19 protein-coding genes are annotated in these 20,903 nt (G+C 60.1%); 13 read left to right on the forward strand and 6 right to left on the reverse strand.

Translation table 11 applies throughout. The annotated features are described in order from the left end of the window. Positions 1–36: 36 nt before the first annotated feature. Positions 37–1,326, forward strand: a complete 1,290-nt coding sequence (locus BUE38_RS05705) for a Zn-dependent hydrolase (protein WP_073434054.1) — start codon at positions 37–39, stop codon at positions 1,324–1,326. A gap of 2 nt (positions 1,327–1,328) precedes the next feature. Then, a complete protein-coding gene (locus BUE38_RS05710) occupies positions 1,329–2,741 on the forward strand; it encodes an amidase (protein WP_073434055.1) in 1,413 nt (470 codons plus the stop codon). Between the two features lie 92 nt (positions 2,742–2,833). On the opposite strand, the gene BUE38_RS22890 is transcribed toward BUE38_RS05710, so the two are convergent. Then, entirely contained in the window at positions 2,834–3,004 is a 171-nt protein-coding gene (locus BUE38_RS22890) for a hypothetical protein (protein WP_159438857.1), read from the reverse strand. A 158-nt stretch (positions 3,005–3,162) separates the two neighbouring features. Between BUE38_RS22890 and BUE38_RS05715 the strand changes: the two genes are divergently transcribed. The 7 genes from BUE38_RS05715 (at position 3,163) to BUE38_RS05745 (ending at position 10,447) form a co-directional block, all read left to right on the forward strand. After that, positions 3,163–3,846: a GntR family transcriptional regulator gene (locus tag BUE38_RS05715; RefSeq protein WP_073434056.1), complete on the forward strand. Its 684-nt coding sequence runs from the start codon at positions 3,163–3,165 to the stop codon at positions 3,844–3,846. Positions 3,847–4,134: 288 nt separating this feature from the next. Then, complete coding sequence (locus BUE38_RS05720; RefSeq protein WP_084541744.1) at positions 4,135–5,100, forward strand: Bug family tripartite tricarboxylate transporter substrate binding protein; 966 nt, start codon at positions 4,135–4,137, stop codon at positions 5,098–5,100. Between the two features lie 71 nt (positions 5,101–5,171). Further along, complete coding sequence (locus BUE38_RS05725; RefSeq protein WP_073434057.1) at positions 5,172–5,633, forward strand: tripartite tricarboxylate transporter TctB family protein; 462 nt, start codon at positions 5,172–5,174, stop codon at positions 5,631–5,633. Positions 5,634–5,645: 12 nt separating this feature from the next. Continuing rightward, positions 5,646–7,151, forward strand: coding sequence for a tripartite tricarboxylate transporter permease (locus BUE38_RS05730; RefSeq protein WP_073434058.1), 1,506 nt, complete (start codon positions 5,646–5,648; stop codon positions 7,149–7,151). Further along, the gene (locus tag BUE38_RS05735; RefSeq protein ID WP_073434059.1) at positions 7,151–7,903 is read left to right on the forward strand and encodes an SDR family NAD(P)-dependent oxidoreductase; all 753 of its coding nucleotides are present in this window, start codon (positions 7,151–7,153) and stop codon (positions 7,901–7,903) included. Before BUE38_RS05730 ends, BUE38_RS05735 begins: the two co-directional genes overlap by 1 nt. Positions 7,904–7,907: 4 nt before the next feature. After that, positions 7,908–9,002: an AbrB family transcriptional regulator gene (locus tag BUE38_RS05740; RefSeq protein ID WP_073434060.1), complete on the forward strand. Its 1,095-nt coding sequence runs from the start codon at positions 7,908–7,910 to the stop codon at positions 9,000–9,002. A 14-nt stretch (positions 9,003–9,016) separates the two neighbouring features. Next, positions 9,017–10,447 (forward strand): MmgE/PrpD family protein, encoded by a 1,431-nt coding sequence (locus BUE38_RS05745; RefSeq protein ID WP_073434193.1) that lies wholly within the window; start codon positions 9,017–9,019, stop codon positions 10,445–10,447. 83 nt (positions 10,448–10,530) lie between these two features. Here the strand turns inward: BUE38_RS05745 and BUE38_RS05750 are convergent, their stop codons facing one another. The 4 genes from BUE38_RS05750 to BUE38_RS05765 all read right to left on the reverse strand — a co-directional run bounded on the left by BUE38_RS05750 (position 10,531) and on the right by BUE38_RS05765 (position 15,779). Next, positions 10,531–12,189, reverse strand: a complete 1,659-nt coding sequence (locus BUE38_RS05750; protein ID WP_159438858.1) for an alpha/beta hydrolase — start codon at positions 12,187–12,189, stop codon at positions 10,531–10,533. A 274-nt stretch (positions 12,190–12,463) separates the two neighbouring features. Then, complete coding sequence (locus BUE38_RS05755) at positions 12,464–13,414, reverse strand: bile acid:sodium symporter family protein (protein ID WP_073434062.1); 951 nt, start codon at positions 13,412–13,414, stop codon at positions 12,464–12,466. 156 nt (positions 13,415–13,570) lie between these two features. Then, positions 13,571–15,055 carry a sensor histidine kinase gene (locus tag BUE38_RS05760; RefSeq protein WP_073434063.1) on the reverse strand — a complete coding sequence of 495 codons (1,485 nt, stop codon included), beginning with the start codon at positions 15,053–15,055 and terminating at the stop codon, positions 13,571–13,573. 10 nt (positions 15,056–15,065) lie between these two features. Further along, positions 15,066–15,779 carry a response regulator transcription factor gene (locus BUE38_RS05765; protein ID WP_073434064.1) on the reverse strand — a complete coding sequence of 238 codons (714 nt, stop codon included), beginning with the start codon at positions 15,777–15,779 and terminating at the stop codon, positions 15,066–15,068. A gap of 253 nt (positions 15,780–16,032) precedes the next feature. Between BUE38_RS05765 and BUE38_RS05770 the strand changes: the two genes are divergently transcribed. From BUE38_RS05770 to BUE38_RS05780, 3 genes are all read left to right on the forward strand, one after another. Continuing rightward, on the forward strand, positions 16,033–16,356 hold the full coding sequence (locus tag BUE38_RS05770; RefSeq protein WP_200802143.1) for a pentapeptide MXKDX repeat protein: 324 nt from the start codon (positions 16,033–16,035) through the stop codon (positions 16,354–16,356). A 134-nt stretch (positions 16,357–16,490) separates the two neighbouring features. Continuing rightward, positions 16,491–17,375 (forward strand): cytochrome b/b6 domain-containing protein, encoded by an 885-nt coding sequence (locus BUE38_RS05775; protein ID WP_084541748.1) that lies wholly within the window; start codon positions 16,491–16,493, stop codon positions 17,373–17,375. Continuing rightward, entirely contained in the window at positions 17,365–18,153 is a 789-nt protein-coding gene (locus BUE38_RS05780) for a molybdopterin-dependent oxidoreductase (protein ID WP_073434065.1), read from the forward strand. Before BUE38_RS05775 ends, BUE38_RS05780 begins: the two co-directional genes overlap by 11 nt. 19 nt (positions 18,154–18,172) lie before the next feature. Here BUE38_RS05780 and BUE38_RS05785 read toward each other — a convergent pair whose 3' ends face one another. Continuing rightward, positions 18,173–20,116 carry a gamma-glutamyltransferase family protein gene (locus BUE38_RS05785; RefSeq protein ID WP_200802145.1) on the reverse strand — a complete coding sequence of 648 codons (1,944 nt, stop codon included), beginning with the start codon at positions 20,114–20,116 and terminating at the stop codon, positions 18,173–18,175. On the opposite strand from BUE38_RS05785, the gene BUE38_RS05790 reads away from it, so the two are divergent. Then, on the forward strand, positions 20,094–20,891 hold the full coding sequence (locus BUE38_RS05790) for a GntR family transcriptional regulator (RefSeq protein ID WP_073434067.1): 798 nt from the start codon (positions 20,094–20,096) through the stop codon (positions 20,889–20,891). The genes BUE38_RS05785 and BUE38_RS05790 overlap by 23 nt on opposite strands. Positions 20,892–20,903 lie beyond the last annotated feature (12 nt).

Below are 20,903 nucleotides of genomic sequence, written 5' to 3' on the forward strand. Positions count from 1 at the left end.
CAATCAACAACAACCTGAACCTGCGAGGCCCCACCGATGACGACGACTTCGACCTCCGATGTACAGACTACCGGGACCCGAGCGCGGTCCACCGACAGTGACCGCCTCTGGCAGTCGCTGATGGAGTTGGCCCGCCTCGGCGCCACTGCCAAAGGTGGCGTCAACCGACAGGCGCTGACCGAGCTCGACCGTCAGGCGCGTGACCTGTTCATTGAATGGTGCCGCGCAGAAGGCTGCAGCATTCGAGTGGACTCCATCGGCAACATCCTCGCCCGTCGCCCCGGCACCAACCCTGACGCCCCTGTCGTCATGACCGGCAGTCATCTCGATACCCAGCCGACCGGCGGCAAGTTTGACGGCTGTTACGGTGTAATGGCCGGTCTGGAAGTCATACGCACGCTGAACCAACACGCCATCCAGACCGAGTCACCGATCGAAGTGGTCGCCTGGACCAATGAGGAAGGCTGCCGCTTTGCTCCCTGCATGATGGGCTCCGGCGTCTTCACCGGACAGCTTGCCGAGCACGAGATGCTGCGCCAGACCGATACCGATGGCGTAACGGTGGCCGATGCGCTGGACGCCATCGGCTATCGTGGCAGCGATGTCATCGAGCGTGAGGGCATCAAGGCCTACTTCGAGTGCCATATCGAGCAGGGGCCGATCCTCGAGGATCAACACACTACCATCGGCGTCGTGGTGGGTGCGCTGGGGCAGAAGTGGTTCGATCTGACATTGACGGGCCAGGAGTCTCACGCCGGCCCGACTCCGATGTCGTTGCGCCGGGACGCCATGCTTGGTGCCGCCGAGGTGACTCAGGCCATCAACGCCATCGCCCTTCGCCATCAACCCCATGGCCGCGGCACAGTGGGCATGCTTCAGTTGCACCCCGGATCACGCAACGTGATTCCCGGTCAGGTGAAGATGACCATCGATCTGCGGCACTTCGAGCCGCAAATCCTGGCGCAGATGAGCGATGAATTGCAGCAGACAGTGGAAGACAGTTGCCAACGTCACGGCCTGACGGCGGAGCTCACTCCAGCGGCGGACTTCGCTCCCGAGCACTTTGCCGAAAGCTGTGTCAGCTCGGTACGTAACGCCGCCGAGCGCCTCGGCGCATCTCATCTCGATATTGTCAGTGGCGCCGGTCACGATGCGATCTTCATGGGGCGAATCGCCCCTGCGGCAATGATCTTCGTGCCTTGCGAGAACGGCATCAGCCACAATGAGAGCGAGAATGCCGAGCCGGAACACCTCCATGTAGGCTGCAATGTGCTGCTGCATGCCATGCTGGAACAGGCAGGCATCGTTGATGATGGGGAGGAATGATGATGCCAGAGTCTGCCGCCACTGATCTCAAGGATGTGACTGCCTGCGAGGCACTGGAGTTGTTTCGGAGTGGCGCCTTGTCCCCGGTCGAACTGACCCGGGACTGCCTGCAGCGTATCGAACGCGACAACCCACGGGTCAATGCCTTTGCCCACCTCGCACCGGATACCGCCATGCAGGCGGCCAGAGCATCCGAGGCACGCTGGCAGGCGGGACGCCCCTGCGGACCGCTGGATGGCATCCCCACCACCATCAAGGATCTGACCCTGACCGCAGGAATGCCGACACGCAAGGGCTCGGCAACGACCTCCGACAAGGGGCCATGGGATCAGGATGCGCCGGTCAGCCAGCACCTCAAGGTTGCCGGAGCCGTCATCCTGGGCAAGACCACCTCGCCGGAGTTCGGCTGGAAAGGAGTCACCGACAACCCCCTCCACGGCATCACTCGAAACCCCTGGGATACGCGGCTGACACCGGGAGGATCCTCGGGGGGAGCCGGAGCAACAGCGGCCTTGAATCTGGGACTGCTGCACCAGGGCAGCGACGCCGGAGGTTCGATACGCATCCCCTGCAGCTTCACCGGCACATTCGGCATCAAGCCCACCTTCGGCTGGGTGCCGCAATGGCCATCCAGCGCCATGTCGACACTCTCCCACCTGGGGCCGATGACACGCACCGCCAGGGACAGCGCGCTGATGATGAGCGTACTCGCGCAACCCGATAGTCGCGATGGCTACCTGGGCAACCCTCGCAGTGTGGACTGGCTGGCCCCGGCGCCGGAGTCGCTGGAAGGTTGGCGCATCGCCTATAGCCCCACTCTGGGTTATGTGGATGTCGCACCCGATATCGCCGCGCGCATCGAGGAAACCATTCGCCTGGTCACGGAACTGGGCGCAGTGGTCGAGGAAGTGGACCCCGGCTTCGATGATCCCCTCGAGACCTTCAATACCTTATGGTTTGCGGGAGCCGTTCAGGTGCTGGAAGATCTTGATGATCAGCAGGTGGAACAGCTGGACCCCGGGTTTCTCGACATCGCACAGCGCGGCCAGAATATCTCCCTGTCTCGTTACCTCGCGGCGCGGCGTGAGCGGGAACAGCTGGTCGCCCGGATGCAGGCCTTCCATGAGCGCTATGATCTGTTGATCACCCCAACCCTACCCATCGCTCCCTTCGCCGCCGGCCACAATGTTCCACCGGGAGGCCCCTGGCGAGACTGGATGGACTGGACGCCATTCAGCTACCCCTTCAACCTCACCCAGCAACCGGCGGCTTCAGTGCCTTGTGGACTGGACGACCATGGGCTTCCGGTCGGCCTGCATCTGGTCGGCCCGCGTTACGAGGACATGCGAGTATTGCATGCTGCCATGCTGCTGGAGCAGCGCCTGCCTCGCCTCACTCCTCCAGCCCTGACGTAGCCCGGGAAACCGTTGGGTGCAGCAGGGAACAACGGATCGAAATGGGCAGTTGAGGCCAACGAGAACCGGCCTCATGGCGTGAAACTCTCACCTCAACTGCCCATGGAGATGAGGAAATCACTATTAACATGGCAATCAAATAGCTCATCCTGATCGATTTGATTCTCGTCCGCACCACACTGGCGAAGATACGCGGATCGGCTGGTGTGGTGCGGTCTCGCGTCGGCCACATGGCCGACGGCGGCACGTCCCTGTGCCGCCATCAACCCAACATGAATGCATGCCGGGTTAATAATTGATTTAAAAAAGAAATCGGCAAATAACTGCTGAGGTACACACCCAGTCCAGGTTCACAGACTGGCTTGTCTTGATATCGCTCAGGCTCTATGTTGTTAACAGTTAACAATTATGGAACTACGCGATGAGAAAGGAACCTGGATCTGTCAGCGCTCTCGAGCGCATCGGTCAGCGACGCTCCAATACGCTGACATCCATTGCCAAGGAAGCCATCGAAGAGATGATCATCACTGGCGAACTCAGTGCCGGCGATCGAATCAACGAGAGCGCACTCGCCACTCGCTTCAACATCAGTCGTGGCCCGATCAGGGAGGCCTGTCGCAGTCTCGAGCATGCCGGGCTGGTGCGCAATGTAACAAACCAGGGAGCCTATGTCCGCGAGATGAAACTGGACGAAGCTCGTGAGCTTTATGAGGTTCGCCGAGCGCTGACTGCATTGGTTGGACAACTGCTGGTGGAACGAGCCTCTGATGAACTGCTTGATGAGCTGGAACAGCTTGTCGACCAGATGAGCAAGGCCGCGGATGAAGATGACCTGGACAGCTACTACAGCCTCAACCTGGAATTCCACGACACCATGATGGCGGGTGCCGGCAACGCCTCTCTGGCGCGCTACTACGACGACATCGTCAAGCAGCTGCACCTGTTTCGCCGTCGCGGCCTGGTCCAGCGCGGCAATCTGCATGCTTCCAACGCCGAGCACCGCCATATCGTGGAAGCCCTGCTCCAGCGTGATGCCACAGCTGCATCGGAGCGCTTGAGCGATCATGTCATGGCAGGCTGGCAGCGTATGGTCGAGGCAAGCTGACCCGCACTCCGGCACGGGCGCCACATCCTCTGCGGCGCCTGTTCTCACTTTTTCTCACTTTTCGCTATCGAAACGGTAGCCTGCCCCTGCCCCTGCCCCTGCCCCTGCCCCTGCCCCTGCCCCTGCCCCTGCCCCTGCCCCTGCCCCTGCCTCCAGATCATGCCGTTACAACTATTGTCTAGTAGGAATATACCGGCAGCTTCCTCTACCTTGCTTACTGTCAACTGTTAACAGTTAACAAAACATATCGACTGCCTCTACCAACAACTCCAGCAAGAGAGGTCTTCCATGCGTCTCCCGATGAAGCACGGCTATATCATCGCCAGTGTGACTACGGCGATCCTGAGTGTGAGTGCATCCACACTGGCCGCCGACTTTCCCTCCGAACCCATCGAGATAGCCGTGCACACCTCCCCGGGAGGAGGCACCGATACCACGGCCAGAATGGTGGCGCTGACCACCAAGGAACAGCTCGACAGCAATGTCTTCGTACAGAACCGCAAGGGTGGTGGTGGCTCCGTCGCCATGAGCTACCTGAGTGAACAGTCTGCTGATGGCTATACCGTCATGGCGGTGACGCCAACCCACCTGTTCACCATGATGCGCGGCAATGCACCGCTGAGCATCGATGACATCCAGGGCGTGGCGCGTGCCACCGACGACCCGATCATCGTGATGGTACGTGGGGACAGCGATTACCAGACTCTCGACCAACTGGTCGAAGCCGGCCAGCAAGGCACCATCAAATGGGGTGGGACTCAAGTCGGCGGTGTCGATCACATTGCGGCCATGAGTTTCGCCGATGCCGCTGACATGACGGTCTCCTATGTGCCCTTCGACAGTGGTGCCGAGTTTGCCGCGGCGCTATCCCGAGGTGACATCGATGCAGCAGGGCTGAATATCTCCGAGACTCGGGATCAGATCGATGCAGGGGAGTTCCGCCCCCTGGCAGTCATGGCTGATGAGCGCATGGGGGCCCTCCCTGATGTCCCCACCCTCGCCGAAAACGGCATGGATGTGTCGTTCTCCACGGTGCGCGGCTATGTGGTGCTGAAGGACACACCATCGGACCGCCTCAAGATACTGGAGGAAGCCATGCTGGACGGCATGGCCAGCGATCGTTACCAGGAATATCTGCAGGGCATCGGGCTTGACGAGTCCAGCATCGCGGGTGCCGAAACCTGGGACCAGCAGCTCCACCGGATGTATGAAGCCGGTGAGAAGACCATGACCGAACTGGACCTTATGCAATAACGCTTCCGTGGGCCGGCCCTGCCCGGGCTGGCCACTGTCCTCGTACCTCTATCTGTCCCGGAGACTATGGAATGCCGAGTCGTTGGAAAGATCTCCTGCCCGGATTGTTGCTGTTGGCCATGGTCGCGGTGCTGTTCGCCGTCACCCTGCAATTCGACACCGTCCCTGCAGCCTTTGCTCAGGGAATGCAGTCATCTGCCATGCCCCAACTGATTCTACTGCTGATCGCCGCTCTGGCGTTGGTGATGATCTATCAGGGACATGCGCAAGGAGAAGAGGAAAAGCCCACCATGTCATGGCGCTTCTGGGCGACTTCGGCACTACTCCTGAGCGCGGTTTTCCTGTTCGAACGTCTGGGCATAACGCTGACGACAGCATTGACCTGCTTCGCTATTCCGCTGTTGTGGGGGGAACGACGAATCACCAGGGTTGCCATCTATTCCATCGCCACTCCTGTCTGCATCTATCTGCTGTTTACTCATGTCCTGCAATTGCGGCTGCCTCAGGGTGTGCTGTCTCCCTGGCTGAGCTGAAGGAAAGTACTCATGGAACCGATTCTCACCGGGCTCAGCATTCTGGCTGACCCCATCGCCATCGCCGTTATCCTGCTGGGCACTATTATCGGTGTGCTGGTAGGTGCGTTGCCGGGACTCAGCTCCTCGATGGCTGTTGCACTGTTGCTCCCGTTCACTATCTATCTTGAACCGATACCTGCCATTTCCATGCTCGCCGCACTGTATTGTGCCGGCACTTTTGGTGGTTCCATCACCGCTATCCTGATCAATGCGCCAGGCGCACCTCCTGCCGCCGCCACCGCTTTTGATGGCTATCCGATGGCCCAGAATGGCGAAGCCGGACGTGCCCTGGGCATGGCGGCCGTTTCCAGCGTCATCGGCGGCATTCTATCGTTGATCGTCATGGTCCTGGCAGCGCCGGCTCTGGCACGCATTGCCCACTCATTCGGACCACCGGAATACTTTGCCCTCGCCATCTTCGGCCTCTCCATGCTGGCATCCATCAGTGGCAAATCTCCGGTAAAGAATCTCATCGGTGGCGCTCTCGGGCTGCTGATTGCCACGGTCGGCGTTGACCTGACCACCGGCGTCGAGCGTTTCACTTTCGGTATTCCGCAACTCTACGAAGGCATCAGCTTCATTCCGATTCTCATCGGTCTGTTTGCTGTCGCCGAACTGCTCTCCCAGGCCGATGTCGTCGACCGGGCCATGGACCGCATTACCCTGAAGGCCATCAAGCTGCCCTCCAGAGACGACTTCAAGAAGGTATGGAAGACCATCCTGCGCTCTTCCGGTATCGGTACCTTCATCGGCATTCTGCCCGCCGAAGGCAGCACCATGGCATCCATGATCGGCTACAACGAAGCACGACGCTGGTCCAGGAATGGTGACAAGTTCGGCACTGGCGAGATCGAAGGTATCGCCGGGCCGGAAGCAGCCAACAATGCAGCAACAGGCGGATCCATGGTGCCGACACTGGCACTCGGCATCCCCGGCTCAGCCACCGCTGCAGTCATTCTGGGCGGCCTGCAGATTCATGGCATACGTCCGGGCAGCTACCTGTTCGAGAACCAACCCGAACTGCTGTATTCCATCTTTGCCGCCATGCTTGTCGCCAACCTGGTGTTTCTGGTTTTCGGTCTGGTCGGCGCCAGACTGTTCTCTCGCATCTCGCTGATTCCACGAACGTTCCTGTGGCCAACCGTATTTGCTCTATGCGTCGTCGGTGCCTACGGCGTCAACCAGAGCCTGGTCGATGTCACCATCATGCTGATTGCAGGCTTCATCGGGTTCTGGCTGAAGCGCTACGGGTTCGGTGCTGCTCCCATCATCATGGGCGTTGTCCTCGGCTCACTGGTGGAAAACTCCCTCGCTCAATCGCTGATCATCTTCGACCAGGACGCTTCTCGCTTCCTGGAGCGTCCTATCGCGCTCGGCTTCTTCCTGCTCGCCTTCCTGAGCATCTTTGCCAAGCCGCTCTCCAACGGACTGAAAGGTCTGAAGAGACGCAGAGCCGTCAACGGAGGCCATAGCTGATGACATCCTCGACACCGCTTCGTGGTCGCGTTGCCCTGGTAACCGGAGGGACACGCAACATCGGACGTTCAGTTTGCCTGGAACTGGCACGGCAAGGCGCCGATGTGGCCGTCCTCGCCAGCCGCGACGGCGAAGACATGGCCCGCACTCTGCAGGACATCGAGTCCCTTGGCCGCCAGGCCATTGGCCTGTGCGCCGATGTATCGTCTGCCGAGGCGATGGAGCAGGCGGTGCAGCAGCTCGGCCGCCGTTTCTCGCAGCTCGATATTCTTGTCTGCTGTGCGGCCATCCGCCCTCATCAGCCAGTGGATGAACTGACTCCAGATGTCTGGCGGCAGGTCATGGCCGTCAACCTGGATGGCCCCTTTCTGGCAACGAGAGCAGCATTACCACTACTGTCTGCCTCGGATCAGGGCGCCATCCTCACCTTCGGTGGTGTCAGCGCTCACCTCGGTGCTGCGGAACGAGCCGGTGTGATCGCCTCGAAGATGGGAGTCGTCGGACTGACCCGTGCTCTGGCCGTGGAGCTGGCAGAGCGTGGCATCACCGCCAACTGTGTTGTACCCGGGCAGATCGATACGCAACGCCCCGTCAACTCGCCTACACCACAGCTCGCCTCGGGGTCCACGGCGGCCCAACGCCTTGGCAGACCAGAGGAAGTGGCCTCCATGGTCGCTTACCTGGCAGGCCCCGATGCCCGTTACATCACAGGTCAGACACTGCATATCAACGGTGGTCGTTACCTTGGGTAATCCGATGGACAACCGGCCACCTCTCCACGCCAGCGAGAAGAGATCAGAAGCTCCTGCACCGCTTGTCAGGACACTCATTCTTCCCGCCATCGCGGCAACACTGGGCGGTTACCTGTGGCAGACCCTGGGCCTGCCCTTGGGCTGGCTGATGGGCTCGGCGATCATGATCGGTGGGTTGGCATTGAGCGGCTTATCCATCCAGATGCCCAAGCCGCTGCACCGTGGTGGGCTTCTGATCGTGGGGTCCAGCGTAGGATTATGGGTAACTCCCGAAGTGGCTTCGCAGATGCTCGGATGGTTGCCGGTCATGCTGGTCTCCGCAGTTCTGGGCATCACCCTGGCCATTGCACTGACGCCCCTTTTTGCCCGCCTATCCGGCCTCGATACGGCGACAGCCTATTTCTGCCTGCTGCCGGGCGGCGTCATCGAAATGGCAGAGATCGGCGAGCGCTATTCCGCAAACCGCGCTGCCATCGCCGCTCTGCATGCCACACGCGTCGGCCTCATCGTCACGCTGATTCCTGCCATTGCGCAGCACTACGGGCACCAGGTCCCGATGTTGTCCGGCGGCGGCCACGCCCTGTCGGCTCCCCTGCTGATCTCGGTCCTTGGACTATCCATGCTGGCCAGTACCTTCACCTCACGTCTCGGTATGCCATCCGCCTGGCTGCTGACGCCCTTGATCATCAGTGGCGTCATGTCTGGCGCGGAGTTCACCAACAGCGGGCAGATGCCGGGATGGCTGCTGATCATCGCCCAACTGATCGTCGGCTTCAGTCTCGGCGCCAAATTCAAGCGCGAATCCCTGCTCGCACTGCCACGCTCGCTGGTCACCGGCATCGTCATCCTGCTGGTGATCGGTTCGCTGGTGTCCGGTGCGGCGCTGATCTTCGCGCTGTTCAGCGAAGGCGAGACCGCCATGACCCTCGTGCTGAGCTTCGCCGTAGGCGGCATGGCGGAAATGACCCTTACCGCCAAGGTCCTTGGCCAGAACGCCGCCCTGGTGGCGGCCTTTCATGCTGTCCGTGCTGTCACCGTCAATCTCTTCGCAGGGCCTCTCTGGGCGAGGCTCACCCGTAACTCCACTACTGATGAATGACCCTGGAGGACCATGTGTCTGTTACCCGTAATGTCTTTGCCGAAATGCCAGAGAATACCGACATCACCGCTCAAGCCGCTGCTTTCGTGGAGCAGGTCAAGTTCGCGGATATTCCCGATGAGGCACTGAAGATCGGCAAGCGCTGTCTGCTGGATGGGCTGGGCCTGTTCGTCGCAGGCTCAGAAGAACACTCGGTACGCATGCTGGCCGAAGATGCAGCCGAGGCTGGCGGCCGTGAGGACGCTCTATTGTTGGGGCTGGAGAACCAACGCGGCCCCGTCGCGCTTGCCGCGCGGGTCCTGGGCACCGCAGGCCACGCCCATGACTGGGATGACAGCCAGGTCAGCCTGGATCCCTCACATATCTATGGTCTTCTCACTCACCCGACAATCCCGCCGCTGACAGCCAGTCTGGTAATGAGTCAACGATTGGGTGCGGTCAGCGGGGAACGCTTCATGGAGGCTTTCCTGACGGGGTTCGAGGTGGAGTGCAAGATTTCGGAATGGATGCTGCCCCACCACTACATGCAGGGAATGCACTCCAGCGGCACCGTCGGCACCTTTGGCGCCTTCGCCAGTGCTGCCAAGCTCCTGGGTCTCGAAGGCGAGCGTCTGCGCCATGGCTTCGGTATCGCCGCCAGCCTGGCCGCTGGTATTCGCTGCAACTTCGGCACCATGACCAAGCCCCTGCATGTTGGCCGTGCATCGGAAAACGGCGTCACCGCTGCGCTTCTTGCCCAGCGAGGCTTCACCGCTGACCCCGAGGCACTGGATGGCCCCTGGGGGTTCATGGCTGTCCATGGCGGCGGCGCCAGCGCAGACAAACTGAAACAGGGGTTCGGCAAGACCTGGTCCATCCTTGATCCCGGTGTCTCCATCAAACCCTATCCGTGTGGTGTACTGACCCATCCGACCATCGACCTCATGCTACGACTGGTCTCCGAGGCCGACATTCAACCGGAGGATATCGATACTGTCGTGGTGCACGCCGGTTCCAACATCCTCAATCCGATTCGCTACCCGATTGCAGCCAATCATCTGCAGGCAAAGTTCTCCCTGCCTGCTGCCCTGGCGATGATTGCCTTGAACCGGCAGGCCGGCAAGGTCGAGTTCTCTGACGAGTTTGTCGCCTCGGATGCCATGCAGGCCATGCAGCACCGAGTACGCACACAGCTGGATCCCGACATCGAGGCCCAGGGCTTCGACAAGATGCGCTCACGTATCACGATAGAACTGAACAACGGTGAAAGCGTCAGTGGCTGGGCAGACGAGCGTTATCGTGGTGGGCCGGAAAATCCATTGAGCGACGCTGAGCTCGAAGCCAAGGTTCGCTCCTGCTGCGCGGGTGTTCTTGCTGATGACGCTCAGGATGCGCTGATCACCGCGGCCTGGTCCATCACCGATCTCAGCGACGTTGCCAGCATTGCACGCCAGCTTCAGAGCTGACTGGAAACATCGACTGGAATGCATTCAGGGGCGTCGGTACCGGCGCCCCTGTCTTCATCTGCACAGTCTTATAGCGATTCACTTCACTCTTCGGACGCAGGCATGAAGCGCAGCAACCGCTCGGTATCTTCTTCTGACCAGTCAGCGGGAGAGGTCACCGCCAGCCAGGCCCGTGTGTATTGCCGTGCCGAGTAGTTATGCCCGTGGCCTGGGGGAGCCTTCCCAGCGGTCAGCATATCCATCGCCACCTCGAAAAAGCTGACCACGGGCACCCACTCAAACAGCGGTGACACATCCGGCCCCCTTGGCGGTCTCATCCAGTTGGGCTCTCTAAACCACATGTTCTCGTCGAAGAACGAAATCGCATCCGATGGATTGACGATGTAGGCAATGCGTACCGGCCCCCACTCACGATGATCCGCGTCATCTCCATCCTGAGCACCGATCACCCGAATGAAGGAGCCATCCTCGAATGCGGGTTGCCAGGCCGGTGAGTCTCCCTCGGGATTTGCCTGGATGCGGCTCCACATCGGATTGCGAAAGGTTGGCCCCGCCCATACCGCTCCCTGAATCGGCTGGTTGATGTAGGCATACATTGGAGCGGATGCTTCCGAGCCCAACGACCCCAAGCTCAGCCCAAACAGATACAACCGAGGCCGCTCGGATATCGGTAACGTCTTCCAGTACTCGTAGATCTCATTGAAGACGATAGCCGCGGACTGCTGCGCCCTCCCCGGCTCCAGAATCAGCGAGTGGGGGCTGGGAAGGTAGGAGTACTGGACACCCACAATCGCGGTATCCCCGCCGTACATGAATTCCAGTGGTGCCAGCGCTTCGTTCTGGAGCCAACCGGTTCCCGTCGGTGTGGCAATGACCAGCAACTCGCGCGAGAAGGCTCCCGTGCGTTGCAGCTCCTTCAGCGCCAGGCGAGCCCGGTCCTCCGTATCATCGGCAGATCTCAAGCCCACATAGGCACGGATGGGCTCCATGGCCGCTTGCCCGGTGAAGGACGCAATGTCTTCGGCTCGCGGCCCCTCGCTCACATAGCGCTTTCCGGCCAGCCCCAGACGATCCCAGGCAATCAAGGAATCCGGGCTTCCAGAGCGGGTTGATCGAGACGGAGGCAATACGCCAGGAGGGTCACTGACATCCACCGCCGCTTGAACCTGATCCACCGCGGTAATGGCATAACTGACCATGGTGCCGTTGACCACATTGACCAACAGCATCAGAAACACCACCACCCCAACCACCGAGGCCACACGCCGCCGGATGTAACGGCGTGGAAAGGCAGCAGCAACGCGAATGCCCCAGATCAGTCCAGCCCCCAGCAGCATCAACGAAACTGCGACGGCTCCGGCAACCAGAAGTATTCGCAGGTAATAGACACCTTCCACCGGCGGCATACCCATCAACTGTCGGGTGGAATTCTGCCAGTCTGCTGCATGCCAGAGGTGGTACGCGAGGTGGACGCAAAGAATCGTCACCAGTATGCCGAACGCTGCCGGTCGCCACCTGGCACGGAAGGTTGGCAACTCCATGAACCGCCATAGCCAGCTCATGAGCAGGCCCGCCCCGTATCCCAGAAAGAAGGCAAGTCCGGTCAGGATGGCCTGATGGATCCATGGACGAGGCACCAGCGACGGCATGAAGGTCAGAGCACACAGCAGCCCACCCAGCAGAACACCGGCCAATGACGGGGAATACCACCTCCGCCACGCATCCTGGTGGGGGGATCTCATGTTTACGGTATGCCAGACCATTCCCTTTCCCTTCCCTGTTGATAGGCTCTCGACGATACGGAACTGGCTCAGAAAGGGAACACCCAGGGCGTGACGAGTACTGCCATGGCACCGGCCAGGCCGATAAGAACGCATACAACCTGTGCTGTATTGATCACTACAGGCAAGCATAGCAGGCGAGTGTTTTCCGCCAGCCTCAAAAAGGCCGAGCACATTGCTGTGCTCGGCCCTTGTTCGTCATCTGAGGTTGCGCTAGATCCGGGGTTGCGCCAGATCAGGACCTGGCAGCATTCGTATCCAACGGCTCGTCATCTACCGAACGACGCTTCCAGTAGCCGGCCAGCAGTGAGCCGGAAACATTGTGCCAGACGGAGAACAGCGCTCCGGGCAGCGCCGACGTCGCGGAGAAGAACTGGCTGGCCAACGACACCGCCAGCCCGGAGTTCTGCATCCCGACCTCGATGGCGATGGTCCTGGAAGTACGCTTGTCGAAACCAAGCATACGACCGATGTTGTAGCCTCCAGCCAGACCGATGGCGTTATGCAGTATCACCGCCAGTGCCACCATCGGGCCGAGTGTGGCCAGCCGACCGGCATTGAGGCCCACCACAATGGCGATGATGATGACGATGGCAAACATCGCCAGGGTCGCCAATGCCGGCTCGACGCGCTTGATCTGTCGACCCAGGAAATGGTGAATCACCACCCCCAGAGCAATCGGCGCGATCACCAGCTTGGCAATGCTGAGGAACATGCCCCATACCGGAACTTCAACACTCTGTCCCACCAGCGCCCAGGTCAGCAGAGGCGTGGCGGCCACCGACACCAGCGTCGAGACCAGCGTCATGGATACCGACAGCGCCACATTGCCGCCCGCCAACCAGGTCATCACGTTGGAAGCAGTGCCACCCGCAGTGGCGCCGACCAGCACCATGCCTGTAGTGAGCTCCGGCGACAGTCCCAGTGCCCAGGAGATCAGCAATGCCGCCAACGGCATGATCGAGAACTGCAGTATCAGACCCACGGCAATCGGCAGAGGTGCACGAATCACGCCGAGAAAGTCATGACGCGATAGCGTCAGGCCCATGGCGAACATGATGATCGCCAGCAGCAGCTGAATCCGGGAAGCCAGACCTGTAAACCAGTCCGGCTGCCATGCAGCGCAGAGGGCAAAGAGAATCGCCCAGACAGGGAACAGGCGATTGATACGCTCGAAGATCGGCATAGGAACATCCTGAAATAATACTTTATTGGATAGCTCGCTATCTTGCGCCAATCGCCGGCATCCGTGAACCCCGCAACGCAATTGTGGCTGAGCCTCTCAATGCTCGGATTTCCTGGAGCTGGCGAACTCCACGGCACCGCGACTACAGGCAGCGCTCTACACGGTGTCGATCACGTCATTCAGAACAAATCTCGCCCGAGTCCCCTTTCCCGGCCGGCTGGTCAACTCGAGGCGCGACCGATGCCGAGCCAGAATCTCTGTCACGATCGACAACCCAAGCCCTGAGCCCTCTCCGCGACTGCGACTGCCCTCAGTACGGTAGAAGCGTTGTACCACCAGCGTGATTTCTTCCGACGAAAGCCCGACACCGGTATCGATCACACTCACCTCGATCCCGGCATCATGGGCACGCAACTCGATCGTCACCGCACCTCCCTCACCGGTAGCAGACAACGCATTATCGACCAGGTTGGTTATGGCTCGATCGATCAATTCCAGGTCGGCCGTTATCTGCTGAAGCCCGATGCTGCTGTCGACGCTCAAGGCCACGCCAGTCGCATCGGCATGGGGCTGAAACTTGCCGACGATGTCATAGGCGAGCTCGGTCAGGGAAAAGGCCTCAACCGCCAGCGGACGGTCCGACACATCGAAGCGAGACAGCTGTGACAACTGATTGGCCAGACGTGCAAGGCGATCCACATTGGACAGGATCGACTCGACCATCTTCTGTGAGCGCGTATCAGAGAGATCCGGAGCCTGACGTAGCTGTTGGGCATAGCCCTGAACCGAGGTCAGTGGCGTGCGGAAGTCATGAGAGAGATTGGCGATCAATTCCCGCCGCTGGCTATCGTTCACCCGCAGCGCCTCGAGCTGGGCCTCGATTGTCGCCGCCATGTCATTGAAGGCGCGCCCGGCCTGACCGATTTCATCGTCGATATCCGCGGGAATTCGCTTGCGGTAATCGCCCTGGGCAAAGCGCTGAACGGCATGAGTCAGTTGCGAGAAGCGCCGTGTCATCAGCGCGAACAGCAGCAATCCCGCCCCGGCGGACAGCACCAGAGCCCCGGCTCCGGCAAACAGCATGGAGCGCATGATGCTGCTGGTCTGCCACATGCCCACCATGGTCAGGTGCGCATTGGCTTCGAGAGAAACCAGCAGATACCCCGGCTGCTGATCGGCCCCAAAGGTGACATGGGCGGCGGAGAAGACGTTCTCGCCACCGGCGCATGGCATCGTCGCATACACCGGTAACATGGGAGTCTCCGACAGGATCTGACGAATGGGCGCGGTCTCGATGACAGCTCCTTCCCCACAATCCCTGGTTGACCAGGCCGCCACCACCTTCCCGTCGAGATCCACCGCGTAGAGGGTGACCGAAGGATTGATATTGAAGATACGCTCGGCGGCCGCCTGAGCCTGGGCACTATTGGCACCATGCGTCAGTGGCTCCTGCATGACCGTGGCGAGTTGCTGCGCCAGATCAAGCTGACTGCGCTGAAGCCACTCACGACCCAGTTGATCGAACTGCGCTACCGCAACCCAGGCCGCAGCCAATGACATGATCACCAGGCTGGTCAGGTATATGAATGCAATCCGAGCATACAGGCTGCGAAACAGACGCGGCACCGAGAATCTCTTCATTGCACTTCCTTCATTGCGCTTCACCCACCTCGGCTTCATCAGTGAATCGGTAGCCCACTCCCCAGACGGTGAGAATATAGCGAGGGTGTCGAGGATCCGTTTCAATCTTGCCGCGCAACCGGTTGATGTGCGTATTGACGGTATGGTCGAAACCATCGAACTCGGGACCCCAAACCACATCCAGTAGGTCCCCTCTCGAGAAGCCTCGGCCGGGATGACGAGCGAAATGGGCCAGCAATGCGAACTCACGCGCCGTCAGGGACAATGGTTGTCCCTTCAGTGTGGCCCGGTGATTGGCGACATCGACCTCCAGATCCCCAACATGGATAGGGGCTGAATCCGGTGTATGTTCCTGCTGAGCGTGGCGACGCAACAACGCCTGCACCCGAGCCAACAGGATATCGGCATCGAAGGGTTTGGTGATGTAATCATCCGCGCCCAGCTCGAAGCCTTCCACTACATCGCGGGTAGCCGCCCGCGCGGTCAACATGATCAGAGGCACGAGACTATCTCTAGCGCGGATCTCACGGCATACCTCCAGGCCATCGATGTCAGGCAACGTCAGGTCCAATATGATGAGTGCGGCCTTCTGCCAGCGGCCCAGCGCTGTCTTTCCATCGCTGACCCATTCAACAGAGTGCCCGGCACTCTCCAGTATTTCGGTCAGCAGGTGGCCGATATCCTCGGCGTCCTCAACACACAATATTGAACGCTTGTTTTGCATGTTCTGTTGGTCCCATATCCTGTCAGCCCTGATCCATGCCTTGTTAACCCCAGTCCGGCTTGTTAACCCCGGTCCGGTGATGACTGCAGTGTGCCCTGGCCAGCTCGCTGCTGCATTACATACGAAAACGTACCTACCACGTTATCGTTTTGTGATGATTCGATGCGCCTACACTGGCTAATGTGCGGAAAGCTGAGTACCGCAACATGACTTCCGCGGCCGGCTGAAACTTCCCTGATACCGGAGTAGAACCATGACCAGGATGACCTCGACCATGTTGAAAACACTGACTGCCGCCCTGCTCACCAGTGGCCTGATGGCTGCCACTGCCACCGTCGCCCTGGCTGATGACAAGATGGCCGACGACGCCATGAGCGGCGATATGATGGAAGGTGGTTCCATGGAGCACGGTGACATGATGGACGGTGACTCCATGGAGCACGACGCGATGATGGAAGGCGACTCAATGGAAGGCGATATGATGGAAGGTGATTCCATGGAGCACGGCGACATGATGGAAGGTGACTCAATGGAAGGCGACATGATGGAAGATGATTCCATGGAAAAGGATTCCTGAACCCGATACACAGAGTCACCGAGCAAGGCGCTGGAAAGGGGGCTGTCCTGGCGCCCGTGCCAGGGAGACGTTGGTGGGCGCACCCGTAACTGGGCCGCGCCCACCCCCGATGACAGACCAGAGAGGCCAGCACCATGACATCCCCTGCCAACACCGCCACTGACCATGAGCCACCATCAGGCTCACCGTCACCGGAGAGCAGCAACACCAGGCTGATCAAACGCCACAGCCCCGGGACTCGTGTCTGGCACTGGATCAACCTGGTCGCATTGGTGATCCTGCTGATGAGCGGCCTGCAGATCTTCAATGCTCACCCCACGCTGTATTGGGGGGACCAGTCACTGTCCGAGAATGCCGTGCTTGCCATCGGCGCACGGCGGACAGCAGAGGGCGAGGCCCGAGGCTACCTGCAGATTTCCGATTATCGTTTCGACACCACCGGAGTGCTGGGGTGGTCACAGCATAACGACGAATACAGCCAACGCGCCTTTCCTGCCTGGGCCACCCTGCCAGGCAGCAAATGGCTGGCAATGGGACGCAACTGGCATTTCCTCGCTGCCTGGATATTCGCGACATCACTGGTGGCCTACCTGATCTACACCGTCATCCGACGACAGCGAAGGCGACAGATATTTCCCAGCGCCCATCAGTGGCGTCAGATGAAGCAGACGTTTCTCGACCACGCACGCTTTCGCTTCCATCACGTTTCCGACTACAACGTGATCCAGAAGCTCACCTACATCGTTGTACTGTTCGGACTATTGCCGATGCTGGTGCTCAGCGGCCTGGCCATGTCACCAACCATGGATGCCGCCTGGCCCTGGCTACCCGAGATGTTCGGCGGCCGCCAGAGCGCACGCACCTTCCACTTCATTGGTGCCGTTGCCATTGTGCTGTTCGTGGTGATTCATGTCGGACTGGTGGTGATCTCGGGATTCTTCAACAACCTGCGCTCGATGGTGACAGGAACCTACCGCATCAACGTATCGGATGAGGCCAACCAACGCGATGAACGATGATACTTCACGCCGCGTGAATCGCGGCCGCCGCAAGCTGCTGGCCGGACTGGGCGCACTCGGTGCGGGAACCCTTCTACCGGGTTGTGACGATAGCATCTCCCGCAATCCTCAAGTGCGAGAGGCACTCGGCTCGATGGAGAAGCTGACACGCGGCGCACAACGGCTGGTTGCCTCCCGACAATCTCTGGCGCAGGAATTCGACAAGAGCGACATTGCCCCGGTGTTCCGCGCCAATGGCACCACCGACCCGCAAGAGCCGGAATACCTGCGCATGGTGGAGAATGGCTTCGCCGATTGGCAGTTGCGTGTCGATGGCCTGGTCAACCGGCCACTGGAGCTATCCCTCGCCCAATTGCGAGAAATGCCATCACGCACACAGATCACCCGCCACGACTGCGTGGAAGGCTGGAGCTGCATCGGCGAATGGACCGGCGTGGTGCTGGGCGACCTGCTCGATCAGGCGGAGCCTCACGACAACGCCCGCTTTGTGGTCTTCCATTGTGCCGACCACACCTACGGCCGCTCCGACCTCTATTACGAAAGCCTCGACATGATCGAGAGCTACCACCCGCAGACCATTCTTGCCTACGACCTCAACGGCGATGCTCTTCCGGTGGCCAATGGCGCGCCGATTCGCCTACGCGCAGAACGCCAGCTGGGTTATAAACATGCCAAATACGTCATGCGAGTCGAGGTGGTGGAAAGCTTCCGCGACCTGTATGGCGGCAAGGGCGGCTACTGGGAGGATCGTGGTTACGAGTGGTGGGCCGGGATCTAACTGCCCTCTCCCCTTGGGCTCAACGACCGACGGCATACCCCTGCATGTGTCTGGCCGACGCGCCGGCATGCAACATGCCGTTGTGTTGGGCAACGGCACACATTCTGCCCAACGACCAATCGCCCTGTACCGCAAGCTCGTGCCCTCTGCGGCGCAGTTCCGCCAGGTCATGCTCGGAAAAACGACGTTCGATCAACAGCCGCCCCACCACACTTTTGCGCGGATGGAATGAGGCCGGGAAATGGCGAACCTGGAATAATGGTGCATCAATGGCGCGTTGCAGATCGTAGCCGTAATGCACAATACGCAGGAAGGTCGCCAGGCTCCATTGGTCCTGCTGGTCTCCGCCAGGCGTTCCCAGTGCAAGGTACGGTCTACCATCTCGGGTCACCAGCGTAGGCGACAGCGTCGTGCGTGGCCGCATTCCCGGCTCCAGAGAGCAGGCGAGACCCGACACCAGCCAGGTCATCTGGGCACGGGTAGAGATCGAGAATCCCAGCCCCGGAACACTGGGTGAACTCTGCAACCAACCGCCACTGGGCGTGGCGGACACCATATTGCCGTGCCTATCCACGATATCCAGATGCACGGTATCTCCCTCGACCGATGGCAGCGGAGCAAAGGTGGGTTCGCCGCCACCGGGGCCAACGGTCGGCTCACTACCGGCCAGTGCCATGATGGCCTCGAGCCGTTGCCTGCCCCCCTCCAGTCCAGGGCGGATCTCAAACGAAGCCCGCTCCCCGACCAGTTTCCGACGCTCGTCGTTGTACGCCTGACCAAGTAAAGTTGCCAGCGGTACCTCCGCGCTATTGGGGTCGCCATACCAGACCTCACGGTCAGCGAAGGCAAGTTTTGCTGCCTCTGCCACCTGATGGACAAACTCGGCGCTCTCTGCCCCGAAGGCAGTAAAATCCACATCCTCGAGCAGCGCCAATTGCTGAAGGAACACCGGCCCCTGACTCCAGGGGCCGGCCTTGTGTACTTCAAGGCCCGCATAGGGGCGGCTGATGGTCGGCTCATCACTGGCCGACCAGCGCGCCATATCCTCCCCCGAAAGCACACCGGCATGACGTTCGCCGCTGCTGTCCATCAACGGCTGTCGGTAGAAGTCATCAATGGCCTCGGCCACGAAGCCCTTGTAGAAGGTATCGCGAGCGCGCTCTATCTGGGCAATGCGATCCGAACCAGCCGATCTGGCCTCAGCCAGAATACGACGATAGGTGGCAGCAATCGCCGGGGATCGAAACAAGGCTTCTGCTCTGGGGGCCCTGCCCCCTTCCAGCCACTGTTCGGCGGAGCTCGGCCATTCCTGCTTGAAGAAATCGACCACCGCCAGAATCGATGACACGGCCCTTGTCAGCATCGGAAAGCCTCGCTCCGCATAACCGATGGCCGGCTCCAGCACTGTCTCCAGTGACAGAGTGCCGTAATCACGTAGCAACCTCATCCAGGCGTCGAAGGCCCCCGGCACCACTGCTGGGAGCAGGCCAGTACCAGGTACCGTCTTGAGACCGAGAGAGGCGAAGTGTTCGTGAGTCGCTCCCATCGGGGTGACACCCTGACCACAGATGACACGGGGCGCCTCGTCATCATGACGCATGGCGATGATTGGTACCTCGCCTCCTGGGCCATTCAGATGCGGCTCCACGATCTGCAGGACGAACCCCGATGCCACCGCCGCATCGAAGGCATTTCCTCCCTTCTCGAGTATCGCCATGCCCACGCTCGAGGCCAGCCAGTGAGTGGTGGAAACGGCTCCGAAGGTTCCCTTTATCTCTGGGCGAGTGGTGAACGGCGGCAAGGTCGACATCGCAGGCAGGTCCTCCAGCGGTGAAAGGGAAAACACATCAATACGCTTGAAACTACCATGACCTCTATGCAACATTAAAGCTATATAGCTATTATTGACGTCATCACTACCACCACAGACGGCCCGACTCATGACCCTGGAAAAGATCGTCAAGGCATGTCTTCCCCACTTCGAGAACGAACATCTCGGGGTACCGAAATATGCGCGTTTCTATAACGCCATCAAGCAAGCCGTTCATGCCGGTGATCTCCTGCCGGGAGACAAGCTGCCATCGGAGCAGGCGCTCTCCGCACGTCTACCAGCTAGCCTCGGTACATTGCAGAAGGCCCTCAAGGCACTGTCGGACGATGGCATTGTCATCCGCGAGCACGGTCGTGGGACCTTCATTCGTGACCAGGAAGTGAAATTCGAGGATATCCGTGTCTTCCGCTTCCTCGATGAGGGACGCCCGCTACCGCTGAACCTGCAGGGGTTGGGTATTCGTGAAGTGGAGCTGGATACCGAGCTGGCCGAGTTCTTCGGTCAGCAAAGGGCCGCCGTTGTACAGCGTCTGGTACAAGTCGAAGGTGAGCCATGGACCTTCAATGAGTTCTATATGCCACTGGCGTATGCAGAAGCCTTGATGGAACGGCCAGCCAGCGACTTTGACGGGCTATCACTCCATGAGTACCTGTTCCACACCCAACGCATTCTGACCAGCCGCTTCATGCATCGTTTGGGTGTAGGTCCATTCTCGGCGGACGCCAGACATTCCCTCGCGCTACCCGATGACGTTCAGTGCGGCATGCAGTGGCAGGTTCGTGGGTATTCACGGGACGGGTTGCCCACCACCTTCCAGCGCTTCGAGCTGCAACCCGGCCACCGGGAGATAGAGATCACTACTCAGGCAATGCAACCCGCACAGGTAACGCGGGGAAGCGGCGCCTGAAAGCAGGCGTAA

It is taken from the genome of Halomonas cupida (genome assembly GCF_900142755.1).
Classification (GTDB): domain Bacteria; phylum Pseudomonadota; class Gammaproteobacteria; order Pseudomonadales; family Halomonadaceae; genus Halomonas; species Halomonas cupida.